The sequence below is a fragment of the Rhizobium sp. BK591 genome (assembly GCF_014195045.1).
GTDB lineage: Bacteria > Pseudomonadota > Alphaproteobacteria > Rhizobiales > Rhizobiaceae > Rhizobium > Rhizobium anhuiense.
Genome location: NZ_JACIAZ010000005.1, coordinates 502,323 through 515,464, shown reverse-complemented (window position 1 = coordinate 515,464; position 13,142 = coordinate 502,323). Strand labels below are relative to the sequence as shown.

Annotated in this window: 11 protein-coding genes; 8 read left to right on the top strand and 3 right to left on the bottom strand. The window is 61.2% G+C overall.

Features of this window, described 5'->3' with window-relative positions:
* Positions 1 to 9 precede the first annotated feature (9 nt).
* The 3 genes from FHX10_RS24380 to FHX10_RS24370 all read right to left on the bottom strand — a co-directional run bounded on the left by FHX10_RS24380 (position 10) and on the right by FHX10_RS24370 (position 2,834).
* Positions 10 to 621, bottom strand: a complete 612-nt coding sequence (locus FHX10_RS24380; protein WP_063473902.1) for an alpha-ketoglutarate-dependent dioxygenase AlkB family protein — start codon at positions 619 to 621, stop codon at positions 10 to 12.
* 1 nt (position 622) lies between these two features.
* Entirely contained in the window at positions 623 to 1,060 is a 438-nt protein-coding gene (gene arfB, locus FHX10_RS24375) for an alternative ribosome rescue aminoacyl-tRNA hydrolase ArfB (RefSeq protein ID WP_047615978.1), read from the bottom strand.
* A 163-nt stretch (positions 1,061 to 1,223) separates the two neighbouring features.
* Positions 1,224 to 2,834 (bottom strand): phosphoenolpyruvate carboxykinase, encoded by a 1,611-nt coding sequence (locus FHX10_RS24370; RefSeq protein WP_063473901.1) that lies wholly within the window; start codon positions 2,832 to 2,834, stop codon positions 1,224 to 1,226.
* Positions 2,835 to 3,172: 338 nt separating this feature from the next.
* Here FHX10_RS24370 and FHX10_RS24365 point away from each other — a divergent pair, with 338 nt between their 5' ends.
* The 8 genes from FHX10_RS24365 to tsaE all read left to right on the top strand — a co-directional run bounded on the left by FHX10_RS24365 (position 3,173) and on the right by tsaE (position 13,135).
* Positions 3,173 to 3,907 carry a response regulator transcription factor gene (locus FHX10_RS24365; RefSeq protein WP_188947094.1) on the top strand — a complete coding sequence of 245 codons (735 nt, stop codon included), beginning with the start codon at positions 3,173 to 3,175 and terminating at the stop codon, positions 3,905 to 3,907.
* 177 nt (positions 3,908 to 4,084) lie between these two features.
* A complete protein-coding gene (locus FHX10_RS24360; protein ID WP_063473900.1) occupies positions 4,085 to 5,875 on the top strand; it encodes a sensor histidine kinase in 1,791 nt (596 codons plus the stop codon).
* Positions 5,872 to 6,321, top strand: a complete 450-nt coding sequence (locus tag FHX10_RS24355) for an HPr kinase/phosphorylase (protein ID WP_047615973.1) — start codon at positions 5,872 to 5,874, stop codon at positions 6,319 to 6,321. Before FHX10_RS24360 ends, FHX10_RS24355 begins: the two co-directional genes overlap by 4 nt.
* A gap of 150 nt (positions 6,322 to 6,471) precedes the next feature.
* Positions 6,472 to 6,873, top strand: a complete 402-nt coding sequence (locus FHX10_RS24350; RefSeq protein ID WP_003544139.1) for a PTS sugar transporter subunit IIA — start codon at positions 6,472 to 6,474, stop codon at positions 6,871 to 6,873.
* Positions 6,874 to 6,882: 9 nt separating this feature from the next.
* A complete protein-coding gene (locus FHX10_RS24345; RefSeq protein ID WP_003544133.1) occupies positions 6,883 to 7,158 on the top strand; it encodes an HPr family phosphocarrier protein in 276 nt (91 codons plus the stop codon).
* Between the two features lie 273 nt (positions 7,159 to 7,431).
* Entirely contained in the window at positions 7,432 to 8,832 is a 1,401-nt protein-coding gene (gene ahcY / locus FHX10_RS24340) for an adenosylhomocysteinase (protein WP_047616091.1), read from the top strand.
* Between the two features lie 203 nt (positions 8,833 to 9,035).
* Complete coding sequence (locus FHX10_RS24335) at positions 9,036 to 11,621, top strand: PAS domain-containing sensor histidine kinase (RefSeq protein WP_063473899.1); 2,586 nt, start codon at positions 9,036 to 9,038, stop codon at positions 11,619 to 11,621.
* On the top strand, positions 11,618 to 13,135 hold the full coding sequence (gene tsaE / locus FHX10_RS24330) for a tRNA (adenosine(37)-N6)-threonylcarbamoyltransferase complex ATPase subunit type 1 TsaE (RefSeq protein ID WP_063473898.1): 1,518 nt from the start codon (positions 11,618 to 11,620) through the stop codon (positions 13,133 to 13,135). Before FHX10_RS24335 ends, tsaE begins: the two co-directional genes overlap by 4 nt.
* Positions 13,136 to 13,142: the final 7 nt, after the last annotated feature.

Genomic DNA, 13,142 nt, shown 5'->3' with positions numbered 1-13,142 from the left:
ATATCAGCTTCAGGGATTGACGCGGCGCAGCGTCAGATTGATGCGGCCGCCATTTTTCAGGAGCGTCGACGTCGCCGGGTGAATGCGGTCGACGCCATGGAAACACAGTCTCCCCTCGCCGCCGAGCACGACCAGATCACCGCTCGAAAGCTTGAAAGATAGGGTACGGTCATTGCGGTTGAGACCGCCGACGCGAAAGAGGCAGCTGTTGCCGAGCGAAAGCGAGACAACCGGGGCCTTGAGATCCTGTTCGTCCTTATCCTGATGCAGGCCCATGCGCGCGTCGTCGGAATAGAAATTGACGAGGCAGGCTTCGGGCGGTTTGTCGTAACCGGCAACGTCATTCCAGATATCGAGCAGTTGCTGCGGCATATCAGGCCAGGGCCTGCCGGTCGCCGGATGCATCGGCTGGTAACGATAGCCGCGCTCCTTGTCCGTCACCCAGCCGAGCGGCCCGCAATTGGTCATGCGCACCGACATCGGTTTGCCGGTGCCGGGCATGGCGGGCACGTAAAGCGGCGCTTCGGCGACGACAGCGCGGATTACCTCGACCAATGCCTCCTGACGCGCGCGGTCGAGATAGCCGGGGAGATGGCGGATGCCGGTCAGGAGTACCGGCATGTCATTCACTACCGCCGGGGCGGCCGCGCATTTTCTTGACTTCCGAGCGGCCGGATTTTTCCTTCAGGCGGCGTTCGACCGAACCCTTGGTCGGTTTGGTCTTCTTGCGCGGCGGCGGCGGCGGCTTGGCGGCCTCCAATATCAGTTCCTTCAACCGGTCGCGCGCGTCCTCGCGGTTGCGGTCCTGGCTGCGAAAGCGGCTCGCCTCGATCATCAGCACGCCGTCCTTCGACAGACGCCGGCCGGAAAGCTTGATCGCGTTGGTTTTCACGCGATCATTGAGGGACGGCGAATTCGGAATGTTGAAGAACAGCTGGACCGCCGTCGAGACCTTGTTGACATTCTGCCCGCCGGGACCACCCGCCAGAACGAATTGTTCCGTCAGCTCCCATCCCGCGATGGTGATCCTGTCATCGATATAGAGCGCGTCGCTGGCCATGCGGCGTTCTATCTCACATCGACGATGAATTGAAAATATCGGCCGGCATCAAGGAAAACCCGGCAATCCTGCGATGCCGGGTTTCACGTGAGTCAGGGAGTCTGTTTAGCGCAATTCCGGACGCAAAACCGCTGCACACTTTTGCTGGAATTGCTTGCGCGCCTTATTCGGCGGCGACCTTCACGCCGGGGGCTGCATCGCGGACGCCGCCGTCGACGTGGTTTTCGAACTTGGCGAAGTTGGTAATGAACATCGAGACCAGCTTTTCGGCCTGCGCGTCATAGGCTGCCTTGTCGGCCCAGGTCGAGCGTGGATCGAGAATGCTGCCATCGACGCCGTTGACCGAGACCGGAACGGCGAAGCCAAAATTCGGATCCGCACGGAATTCGACATTGCCGAGTTCACCGGCCAGAGCGGCAGCGAGAAGCGCACGTGTCGCCTTGATCGGCATGCGCTTGCCGGTGCCATAGGCGCCGCCAGTCCAGCCGGTATTGACGAGCCAGCATTGCACACCATGACGGCTGATCAGCTCCTTGAGCAGATTGCCGTATTCGGCCGGATGCCGCGGCATGAACGGGGCGCCGAAACAGGTCGAGAAGGTCGCTTCCGGCTCGACGACACCCTTTTCGGTGCCGGCCACCTTGGCGGTGTAGCCGGAGAGGAAGTGATACATCGCCTGGTCGGGCGTCAATCGGGCGATCGGCGGCATCACGCCGAAGGCATCGGCGGTCAGCATGATGATCGTCTTCGGGTGCCCGGCGCGGCCCGTTTCCGAGGCGTTCGGGATGAAATCCATCGGATAGGCGCAACGGGTATTCTCGGTCAGCGACCCGTCGTCGAAATTCGGCTCGCGGCTTTCGTTGAGCACGACGTTTTCCAGTACAGTGCCGAAACGCTGCGTCGTCGCATAGATTTCCGGCTCGGCCTCGGCCGAGAGGCGGATGGTCTTGGCGTAGCAGCCGCCTTCGAAGTTGAAGATACCATTCTCGCTCCAGCCGTGTTCGTCGTCGCCGATCAGCGTCCGGGCCGGATCGGCCGAAAGCGTCGTCTTGCCCGTGCCGGAAAGGCCGAAGAAGACCGCCGCGTCACCGTCCGGGCCGACATTGGCCGAGCAGTGCATCGGCATCACGCCCTTGGCCGGCAGCAGGTAGTTGAGCACGGTGAAGACCGATTTCTTCATTTCGCCGGCATAGGACGTGCCGCCGATGAGGACGAGACCGTTGGTGAGATCGCAGGCGATCACCGTTTCCGAACGGCAGCCGTGGCGGGCCGGATCGGCCTTGAAGCTCGGCAGATCGATGATCGTCAGCTTCGGCACGAAGGTGGGGAGCGCTGCAGCGTCGGGGCGGATCAGCAGATTGCGGATGAACAGCGAATGCCAGGCGAATTCGGTGACGACGCGGGTCGGCAGGGCGTGGCCTTCCTCGGCACCGCCGACGAGGTCCTGGACGAAGAGTTCCTTGCCCGCGGCATGCGCCAGCATATCGTCGCGCAACAGGGCGAAATGTTCCGGCGAGAGCGGCTTGTTGTTGTCCCACCAGATCTCGCCATCGGTATTGGCATCGCGAACAACGAACTTGTCGCGCGGCGAACGGCCGGTGTGCTGGCCGGTGATAGCCCGCAGTGCACCTTGAGCGGTCAGTTCGGCTTCGCCCCGGCGGATCGCTTCTTCATAGAGCGCGGCGGCGGAAAAGTTGTAGCGAGCGCTGGCTGCGCCGCCCAATCCAACCGTTGCCAGCTCTGTTGCCGGGTTATGAACTCCGAACATTTCCATGGCTAGTTCCCTTCGCTCAGGCTCGTTGCCGTTAAAACTAAGCGCGAAAATACGGGCAGAAATTTTAAAACACAAGATGTAGAAATTGAGAAAGTGCAGTAATATCAAATATTTAATCGATTTAAATTTATGGCCTACATTTTAAATCGTTTTAAGGAGCCGCGTTTAAACATTTTGCCGCACCACTTAAGATTGCCGGCGAATTTTACGACAATCTTCCCCTTTATCTTTGCCACAATTTGTTCCACCTTTATCCTCCATAAGCGCATCCGGTCACTGAGACCGCCTGGGGAGAGCAAAATCCGGGAGATTGCGCACTGATGACGGAGACCAACACCATGCCGACAATCGCGCTCGTTGATGACGACCGCAACATCCTTACCTCTGTGTCGATCGCACTGGAGGCCGAAGGATACAAGGTCGAGACCTATACGGACGGTGCCTCGGCGCTCGACGGCCTTTTGGCGCGACCGCCACAGCTGGCGATCTTCGACATCAAGATGCCGCGCATGGACGGCATGGAGCTGCTGCGCCGCCTGCGGCAGAAGTCGGATATTCCCGTCATCTTCCTCACTTCCAAGGATGAGGAGATCGACGAGCTGTTCGGCCTGAAGATGGGCGCCGACGATTTCATCACCAAGCCATTTTCGCAGCGCCTGCTGGTCGAGCGCGTGCGCGCCGTCCTGCGCCGCGCCTCCAGCCGTGAAGCCGCTGCCGCCGGCACCAGCCCCGCCGGCGCGCCGAAGGCCGGCGCGGTGCAGCAGGCCCGCTCACTGGAGCGCGGCCAGCTGGTCATGGACCAGGAACGCCATACCTGCACCTGGAAGGGTGAGGCCGTGACGCTGACGGTGACCGAATTCCTGATTCTGCATTCGCTGGCGCAGCGCCCCGGCGTCGTCAAAAGCCGCGACGCGCTGATGGACGCGGCCTATGACGAACAGGTCTATGTCGACGACCGGACCATCGACAGCCACATCAAGCGGCTGCGCAAGAAATTCAAGATGGTCGACACCGACTTTGATATGATTGAAACACTCTACGGAGTGGGATACCGCTTCCGCGAAGCAGCCTGAGCCTAAACGGCGCGGCGCGACTGCATAATTCCTTGGAGCCGATCCAAGAATAAAATATGCAGCGGTTCAAACTGTTGCAGCGCCTTTTGCGCGTCTGAAAAGACGCGCGGCGCTGTTGGAATTGTTGAGGGCAGCGGGCCGGCTCCATCCGGCCCCGCCCTTCGAAAGGGCCTGTCATTGGCACAGTTGGTGCAGGAAAGGGATCTGGACGATGCGGAGGGCGTGAGCACCCGTCGCGTCCGAGGCCGCCGTTGGTCGCACCCCTTCACGCTGATCCGCCGCATCTTCGGCAATGCCGTGTTTTCGAGCCTGACGCGGCGTATCCTGTTCTTCAATCTGGCCGCGCTGCTGGTGCTCGTCGGCGGCATTCTCTACCTCAACCAGTTTCGCGAGGGATTGATCGACGCCCGCGTCGAGAGCCTGTTGACGCAGGGCGAGATCATCGCCGGCGCCGTTTCGGCTTCCGCGTCGGTCGATACCAACTCGATCACCATCGATCCGCAGAAGCTGCTCGAGCTGCAGGCCGGTCAGAGCATCACCCCGGTGCCGAACGACGAGGACCTGGAATTCCCAATCGACCCCGAGAAGGTTGCCCCGGTGCTGCGCCGGCTGATCTCTCCGACGCGCACGCGCGCCCGCATCTTCGATGCCGACGCCAATCTGCTGCTCGATTCGCGCCATCTCTATTCGCGCGGGCAGGTCCTGCGCTTCGATCTGCCGCCGGTCGAAGAGGAGAAACAGACCTGGAGCGAGTGGTTCGCGACCCTGTTCAACAAGGCGTTGCAGCCCGGCAATCTGCCGGTCTACAAAGAGGCGCCGGGTGGCGACGGCTCGATCTATCCCGAGGTGATGAACGCGCTGACCGGCGTGCGCGGGGCGGTCGTGCGCACGACCGAAAAAGGCGAGCTCATCGTTTCCGTCGCCGTGCCGATCCAGCGCTTCCGCGCCGTGCTCGGCGTGCTGCTGCTGTCGACACAGGCGGGCGACATCGACAATATCGTTCATGCCGAGCGGCTTGCCATCATGCGCGTCTTCGGCGTCGCGACGCTCGTCAACGTGCTGCTTTCGCTGGTGTTGTCCTCGACGATCGCCAATCCGCTGCGCCGCCTTTCGGCCGCCGCCATCCGTGTGCGCCGCGGCGCCAAGGCGCGTGAGGAGATCCCCGACTTCTCCGCCCGCCAGGATGAAATCGGCAATCTTTCCATCGCCTTGCGCGAAATGACGACGGCGCTCTACGACCGCATCGATGCGATCGAGAGTTTCGCGGCCGATGTCAGCCACGAGCTCAAGAATCCGCTGACATCGCTGCGCAGCGCTGTCGAAACGCTGCCGCTCGCCCGCTCCGACGATTCCAAGAAGCGGCTGATGGATGTCATCCAGCACGACGTCCGCCGTCTCGACCGGCTGATCAGCGATATCTCCGACGCCTCCCGCCTCGATGCCGAACTCGCCCGCGTCGATGCCGGCTCCGTCGACATGGAGGTGCTGCTGCGCGACCTGATCGAGGTTTCGCGCCAGGTCCGGAGCAGCAAGAAGCAGGTGGAGATCGAATATGCGATCGAACGCAAGCCGAACGTCAAGACCCGCTTCGTGGTCAACGGCCACGATCTGCGCATCGGCCAGATCATCGCCAACCTGATCGAGAACGCCCGCTCTTTCGTTCCGGAAAGGGGCGGCAAGATTATCGTGCGGCTGGTGCGGACACGTTCGCGCTGCGTCACGACGATCGAAGACAATGGTCCCGGCATCCAGGCGGAAAATATCGACCGTATCTTCGAGCGTTTCTATACGGACCGTCCGGAATCGGAAGGCTTCGGCCAGAATTCGGGCCTCGGCCTTTCGATCAGCCGCCAGATCGCCGAAGCCCATGGCGGTTCGCTGAGAGCCGAAAACATTACCGATTCCGAAGGCGGACATGTGCTCGGCGCGCGCTTCATCCTCTCTTTGCCCGTCGACGCCGCCGCATGACCGACGCTCTGAACATTCATGCGACGGCGATCGTCGTCGGCAGAACGGGGCTCTTGTTCAGCGGCCCTTCCGGCTGGGGCAAATCGATGCTGGCCTTCACCTGCATGACCGAGGCGCGCCGGCTCGGGCTTTTCACGGCACTGGTCGCCGACGACCAGGTGCTTTTGTCGGGAGAGGCCGGCACGGTCATCGCCACATGTCCACCGTCGATCGCCGGGCTGATCGAGCTTCGCGGCACCGGCATCGTTCAGCAGGATCATATTCCGAGCGCAGCCATGCATTATGCCGTGCTTCCGGCCACCGCTTCCGGTGAATACCGCCTGCCCCCCGAAGGCGAAACCGTCAGCCTTGCGGCCGGATTTTCGCTTCCCGCATTGCGGTTGCTCACAGGTGTTTCCGCACCGCTTGCGATCCTGATGGCGAAAGCACCCGATATCGGGCATTGAAGCCTTCCGGATTGGTCAATCTGCCTTATATATTCGCATTTTTATCTTGCACTTCGGCTTTTCATAGCCAAGATGTGCCCCCACCGGTGGACGTAATTGCTGCATTGCGATATTGGGGCCACCGATTGCGTATATGGGAGCAGTAATATCATGATCGGACTTGTGCTTGTCACTCATGGCAAGCTGGCTGAAGAGTTTCGTCATGCTGTCGAGCACGTCGTCGGTCCTCAGAAATTCATCGAGACGGTCTGCATTGGCCCCGAAGACGACATGGACCAGAGACGGCAGGACATTCTGGAAGCCGTTTCCGGTGCCGATGACGGCCATGGCGTCGTCATCCTGACTGACATGTTCGGCGGCACGCCGTCCAATCTCGCCATATCAGTGATGAGCAGCGGCCATACCGAAGTCATTGCCGGCGTCAACCTGCCGATGCTGATCAAGCTTGCCGGCGTACGCGGCGAGAACAACATGGAGAAGGCCCTGGTGGAGGCTTCCGAAGCCGGGCGGAAATATATCAATGTCGCGAGCCGTGTGCTCAGCGGAAAATAACGGGCCTTCATGACATCGCTCTCCCGGGAACTCCTGATCATCAACAAGCGCGGTCTTCACGCGCGCGCCTCCGCCAAATTCGTGCAGATGGTCGAAACCTTCGATGCAGCCATCACCGTTTCCAAAGATGGAATGACGGTTGGCGGCACTTCCATCATGGGCCTGATGATGCTTGCGGCCAGCCCCGGCTCTAGCGTCGTCGTCTCGGCGAGCGGCAGTCAGGCCGAGGAAGCCCTGGAGGCGCTGGATCAGCTGATCCAGAACAGGTTCGGCGAAGAAATGTGAGCTCCGGCCGAGCTCATATAAACATATAAAGACTTCTTTATATCCTTATTGCCATCTCAGACGAAGCCTGCTAAACGGCGACATGCCGTGCGCTAACGCGCGTTCGCATCGAACTTGGTTCATGCAATGCACTTTAGCTCTTCGTCGTTATGCCTGTCGTTGTCCCGGAACCGCTGCACTTCCAGGCGACATGCATGAGCACGCGGCCCATCCGTCGCGCGGTCATCTTCGCGCCTGCGCCAATTTTGAGACGTTTTTCAGCTGGAGACCTCTATGAGCACTGAAAAAGATTATGTCGTCGCCGATATCGGGCTTGCGGACTTCGGCCGCAAGGAAATTACGATCGCCGAAACCGAAATGCCGGGGCTGATGTCCTGCCGCACCGAATTCGGCCAGGCAAAGCCGCTGAAGGGCGCGCGCATCACCGGCTCGCTGCATATGACCATCCAGACGGCCGTGCTCATTGAAACGCTGGTCGCGCTCGGCGCCGAAGTCCGCTGGGCCTCGTGCAACATCTTCTCGACGCAGGATCATGCCGCTGCCGCGATCGCCGCTGCCGGTGTTCCGGTCTTCGCCATCAAGGGCGAGTCGCTCGAAGACTACTGGGTGTATACCGACAAGATCTTCCAGTGGGCCGATGGCGGCCTTTCCAACATGATCCTCGATGACGGCGGCGACGCCACCATGTATATCCTGCTCGGCGCCCGCGCCGAAGCCGGCGAGGACGTGCTGTCCCATCCGCATTCCGAAGAAGAGGAAATCCTCTTCGCGCAGATCAAGAAGCGCCTTGCCGCTTCGCCGGGCTGGTTCACCAAGCAGCGTGATGCCATCAAGGGCGTTACCGAAGAAACCACGACGGGCGTCAATCGCCTTTACCAGCTCAGCCAGAAGGGCCTGCTGCCCTTCCCGGCCATCAACGTCAACGACTCCGTCACCAAGTCGAAGTTCGACAACAAGTATGGCTGCAAGGAATCGCTGGTCGATGGTATCCGCCGCGGCACCGACGTGATGATGGCCGGCAAGGTTGCCGTCGTCTGCGGTTACGGCGACGTCGGCAAGGGTTCTGCCGCATCGCTTTCCGGTGCCGGCGCCCGCGTCAAGGTGACCGAAGCCGATCCGATCTGCGCCCTGCAGGCCGCCATGGATGGTTATGAAGTCGTCCTGCTCGAGGACGTCGTTTCCTCGGCCGATATCTTCATCACCACCACGGGCAACAAGGATGTCATCCGCATCGACCATATGCGTCAGATGAAGGATATGGCGATCGTCGGCAACATCGGTCACTTCGACAACGAAATCGAAGTCGCTGCGCTGCGCAATCTCAAGTGGACCAACGTCAAGCCGCAGGTCGACCTGATCGAATTCCCCAAGGGCAACCGGATCATCCTTCTTTCCGAAGGCCGCCTGCTCAATCTCGGCAACGCCACCGGCCATCCGTCCTTCGTGATGTCGGCTTCCTTCACCAACCAGACGCTGGCGCAGATCGAGCTCTTCACCAAGCCCGACCAGTATTCCAACAAGGTCTATATCCTGCCTAAGCATCTCGATGAAAAGGTCGCGCGCCTGCATCTCGACAAGCTCGGCGTGAAGCTGACCGAGCTTTCCGAGGAACAGGCTGCCTATATCGGCGTCTCGCCGAAGGGCCCGTTCAAGTCCGACCACTACAGATATTGATCCGACCGTTAATATCCACAAGATGTAGAAGCCGCGGCATTGACAAATGTCGCGGCTTATTTTTTGGACGCTCCCTTCCCGCCGATTCCCTTCCGAAGTATTGTTTTAAGACTTGATTCGTGGCGCCGGACCCCGTCCGACCGCTGCGAAAATGGGATGTCTTGTCGTAATGCGGCACATTGAAGGACGGAGACATACCGCGGATGTCGGAAATGAAAAGCAGCCTGCCCGGTCAGGCGGATGATGGCGCTTGCGCCGGTCGCCGCCCGCTCATGGCAGGCCAAGGATATAAATCTGCAACGGCACACGAGGCCGCAAAGCAAGAGCATGGACCATTGGCGCGCTTCCTGAAAACCTGCGCGGCCGGTACCGCGCTTGCCGCGTTGGCGCGGCCGGTTCTGGCACAGACGGAGCAGCAGGCGGCGGCCTCGGCCCACCTCTTCACATCCTCGCAAGTCGTCGGCGTTTCCGTCGTCATCGGCGTCATATCGGCGGCACTGCTTTCGACGCTGTGGCTCGTGCGCCAGCGCGGCAATCTGGAAAACGAGAGCCGGGAAATCCGCTCGGCACTCTCTGACGCCCAGCAGCGCATTTCCCAATACCAGGCTCTGATCGCCGACAAGAATCGGCGGATCGTCATCTGGGACGGCAATGCCCGCCCTGAACTGCTCGGCCAGCTTCCGCCCGAGACCGGCGCGCCGCAGGACGGCGAATTCCTGGCCTTCGGCCTGTGGCTGAAGTCACGTTCGGCCTCCGAACTGGAAAAGGCGATCGATCGGCTGCGCGACGAGGCACAGAGCTTCGACATGGTGGTCGAAACCATCCGCGACGAAATCCTCGAGGCGCAGGGCCGGGTTTCCGGCGGGCGTGCCTTCGTCCGTTTCGTGGCGCTTAACAATTTGCGCGCCGAACTCGCAGAGCTCAGGATCGAGCGCGACCGGCTGATGACCTCGATCTCGGCCTTCCAGACCATGCTCGACGCGATCGACATGCCGGCTTGGCAGCGCGACCCGGTGGGGCGCCTCACCTGGGTCAACCAGGCTTATGGCGAGGCGGTCGAAGCGCGCTCGCCGCAGCAGGCGATCAATGAAGGCCGCGAGATGCTGACGACCGTGGCGCGCGAACGCATTCGCGCGACGACGACGCCGGAATCGCCCTTCCACGACACGATCTCGACGGTCGTGCGCGGCAACCGCACATTCTTCGACGTCGTCGACGTCAGGGTTCCCGGCGGCTCGGCCGGCATCGCGATCGATGTGTCCGACATAGAGGCCGTGCGCGCCGAATTGGAGCGGACGCTGAAAAGCCATGCCGAGACGCTCGATCATCTTGCCACTCCCGTTGCCATTTTCGACGGCGACCGCCGCCTGCAATTCTACAACCAGGCCTTCGTGGCGCTCTGGCAGCTCGATATCGCCTTCCTCGAAGGCCGGCCTGACAACAGCGAGTTGCTCGAGCGGCTGCGGGCAGCGAAGAAACTGCCGGACCAGCTCAACTGGAAAAGCTGGAAGGAAACCGCGCTTTCCGTCTATCGCGCGCTCGACACGCAATCCGATCTCTGGCACCTGCCGAACGGGCAGACGCTGCGCGTCTTCGCGACCGCCCATCCGCAGGGCGGCGCCACCTGGGTGTTCGAAAACCTGACCGAACAGGTCGATCTCGAAACGCGCTACAACACGCTGGTCAAGGTGCAGGGCGAAACGATCGACCATCTTTCCGAAGGTGTGGCGGTGTTTGGCCCTGACGGACGCATCCGCCTTTCGAACCCTGCCTTCCGCGCGCTCTGGGGGATCACGGAAACCGAAGCCAAGCCCGGCACCCATATCCGTGCGCTCGGCGAGGCCTGCGCGCCGTCTTATGACCGGCCGGATGGCTGGAAGGCCTTCGCCGAACTGATCACCAGCTTCGACGACGAACGCCGCTCGGGCCAGGGGACGCTGGAGCTCTTCTCCGGCCTCGTGCTCGACTACGCCGTCATCCCGCTGCCGAACGCCCAGACCATGCTGACCTTCGTCAACATGACCGACAGCGTGCGAGCCGAGCGCGCGCTGACCGAGAAGAACGAAGCATTGCGCAAGGCCGACGAGTTGAAGAACGACTTCGTCCAGCACGTGTCCTACGAGCTGCGTTCGCCGTTGACCAACATCATCGGCTTCACCGATCTCCTGCGCACGCCGGGCGTCGGCCCGCTGACCGAACGGCAGGCCGAATATATCGACCACATCTCGACCTCGTCCTCCGTTCTCTTGACGCTGGTCAACGATATTCTTGACCTTGCGACCGTCGATGCCGGCATCATGCGCCTCAACTATGCGGATATTGATCTCAACGATCTGCTCGACGACGTGTCGATGCAGATCGCCGATCGTCTCCAGGAAAGCGGCGTCGCACTCGAAATCACCGCACCCGCCTATCTCGGCTCGATCGTTGCCGATCCGCAGCGGCTGAAACAGATCCTGCTGAAGCTGCTTTCCAATGCGGCGAATTTCTCGCCCGAAGGCAGCTCGATCTCGCTGGAATGCCATCGCGACGGCACGGATTTCGTCTTCTCCGTCAGCGATCGCGGCCCGGGCATCTCGCCTGACATGATCGCCACCGTCTTCGACCGTTTCGCGACGGGAGCGAAAAGCGGCAAACGCGGCGGCGCCGGCCTCGGCCTTTCGATCGTCGACAGCTTCGTCAGCCTGCATCATGGCGACGTGACGATCGACAGCGAACCCGGCAATGGTACGACCGTCGTCTGCCGTATTCCCTCGGTCGATGTACCGCATTCCGCCGCCGCCGAATGACGACCGGCGATGCAATCTCGCTTTTTCTGGAAGACGAGGCGGCCACCCTCCGCCTCGGCGAAGATTTGGCGCTGGCCCTGAAAGCCGGTGACTGCCTTGCTCTTTCCGGCGATCTCGGCGCGGGGAAATCCTCGCTCGCCCGCGCGATCCTGCGCGCCATCGCCGATGACGAGGAGCTCGAAGTCCCGAGCCCGACCTTCACGCTGGTGCAATCCTACGACCTGCGCATCCCCGTTTCTCACTTCGATCTCTACCGGCTTGGCGATCCGGCCGAACTGATGGAACTGGGCTTCGACGAGGCTCTGCAAAACGGCATCTGTCTCGTCGAATGGCCTGAGATGGCCGAGAGCGAACTGCCTGCGGAGCGCATCGCGCTGACGCTGGAACATGAAGGTAATGGCCGCCGGGCGACAATCAGAGCTACCGGTGCACAAAATTCACGCATCCGTCGTGTCCTGTCGATTCGCGATTTCCTTGACGATGCTGGTTATCCCGAAGCGAGGCGTCGCTTCCTGACCGGCGATGCCTCGCTACGTGCCTATGAGGCGATCTATCCGAAGGCCGAAAACCAGCGCGTCATCCTGATGGACTGGCCGCCGCTTGCCGAAGGACCGCCGGTTCTCGACGGCAAACCCTATCCCAAAGTCGCGCATCTCGCCGAAAACGCCTATCCCTTCGTGGCGATCGCCGATGTGCTGCGCAAGGACGGCTTTGCGGCGCCCGAGATCTACAAGGTGGATTATAACAAGGGTATCCTGCTGATCGAAGATCTCGGCAGCGACGGCGTTCTGGATGCCCGGGGCCAGCCTATTGTCGAACGCTATCGCGAAAGCGTTGCCTGCCTTGCCAAACTGCACGCCCTGAAATTTCCGCAGGACATCCCTGTTGGAAAGGCGCATGTCCATCATATCCCTGATTTCGACCGCACGGCGATGAAGATGGAGGTGCGGCTGGTGCTCGACTGGCACCTGCCCTGGAAGCGTCAGGGAGCACCGGCAACGGAAGAAGAGCGGGCGGATTATCTGGCGATCTGGGATAGGCTCATCGATGAGCTTGCATCGGCCGAGAACAATCTGCTACTGCGCGACTTCCACTCGCCGAATATCATCTGGCGACCGCAGGCGAAGGGCATCCAACGGATCGGCCTCATCGATTTCCAGGACGCCATGATCGGCCCCACGGCCTATGATCTCGCCTCGATCGTCCAGGATGCGCGTGTGACGATCGAGCCGGATCTCTTCCGGCAATTGATGGCTGATTATCTGACGCTTCGCCACGCACAGGGCGGTTTCGACGAAACCGGATTCATGAAGGCCTGGGCGATCATGTCGGCGCAACGCAATTGCAAGCTTGCCGGCCTCTGGGTGCGGCTGTTGCAGCGCGACGGCAAGCCGGGTTATCTGAAACACATGCCGCGCACGCTCGCCTATCTGAATGTCGCGCTCGAGCATGAAACGCTTGCCCCCTTGCGCGATTGGTGCGCAAGGGCTGGAATAGGCCAGAGCGAATCATAAGTTCCGG

Bases quoted from the DNA above. Each gene is read 5' to 3' on its own strand.
- FHX10_RS24380 (WP_063473902.1), bottom strand. From the start codon at position 621: ATGCCGGTACTCCTGACCGGCATCCGCCATCTCCCCGGCTATCTCGAC.
- FHX10_RS24345 (WP_003544133.1), top strand. From the start codon at position 6,883: ATGACATCGCTCTCCCGGGAACTCCTGATCATCAACAAGCGCGGTCTT.
- FHX10_RS24355 (WP_047615973.1), top strand. From the start codon at position 5,872: ATGACCGACGCTCTGAACATTCATGCGACGGCGATCGTCGTCGGCAGA.
- arfB (WP_047615978.1), bottom strand. From the start codon at position 1,060: ATGGCCAGCGACGCGCTCTATATCGATGACAGGATCACCATCGCGGGA.
- FHX10_RS24370 (WP_063473901.1), bottom strand. From the start codon at position 2,834: ATGGAAATGTTCGGAGTTCATAACCCGGCAACAGAGCTGGCAACGGTT.
- FHX10_RS24335 (WP_063473899.1), top strand. From the start codon at position 9,036: ATGTCGGAAATGAAAAGCAGCCTGCCCGGTCAGGCGGATGATGGCGCT.
- ahcY (WP_047616091.1), top strand. From the start codon at position 7,432: ATGAGCACTGAAAAAGATTATGTCGTCGCCGATATCGGGCTTGCGGAC.
- tsaE (WP_063473898.1), top strand. From the start codon at position 11,618: ATGACGACCGGCGATGCAATCTCGCTTTTTCTGGAAGACGAGGCGGCC.
- FHX10_RS24365 (WP_188947094.1), top strand. From the start codon at position 3,173: ATGCCGACAATCGCGCTCGTTGATGACGACCGCAACATCCTTACCTCT.
- FHX10_RS24350 (WP_003544139.1), top strand. From the start codon at position 6,472: ATGATCGGACTTGTGCTTGTCACTCATGGCAAGCTGGCTGAAGAGTTT.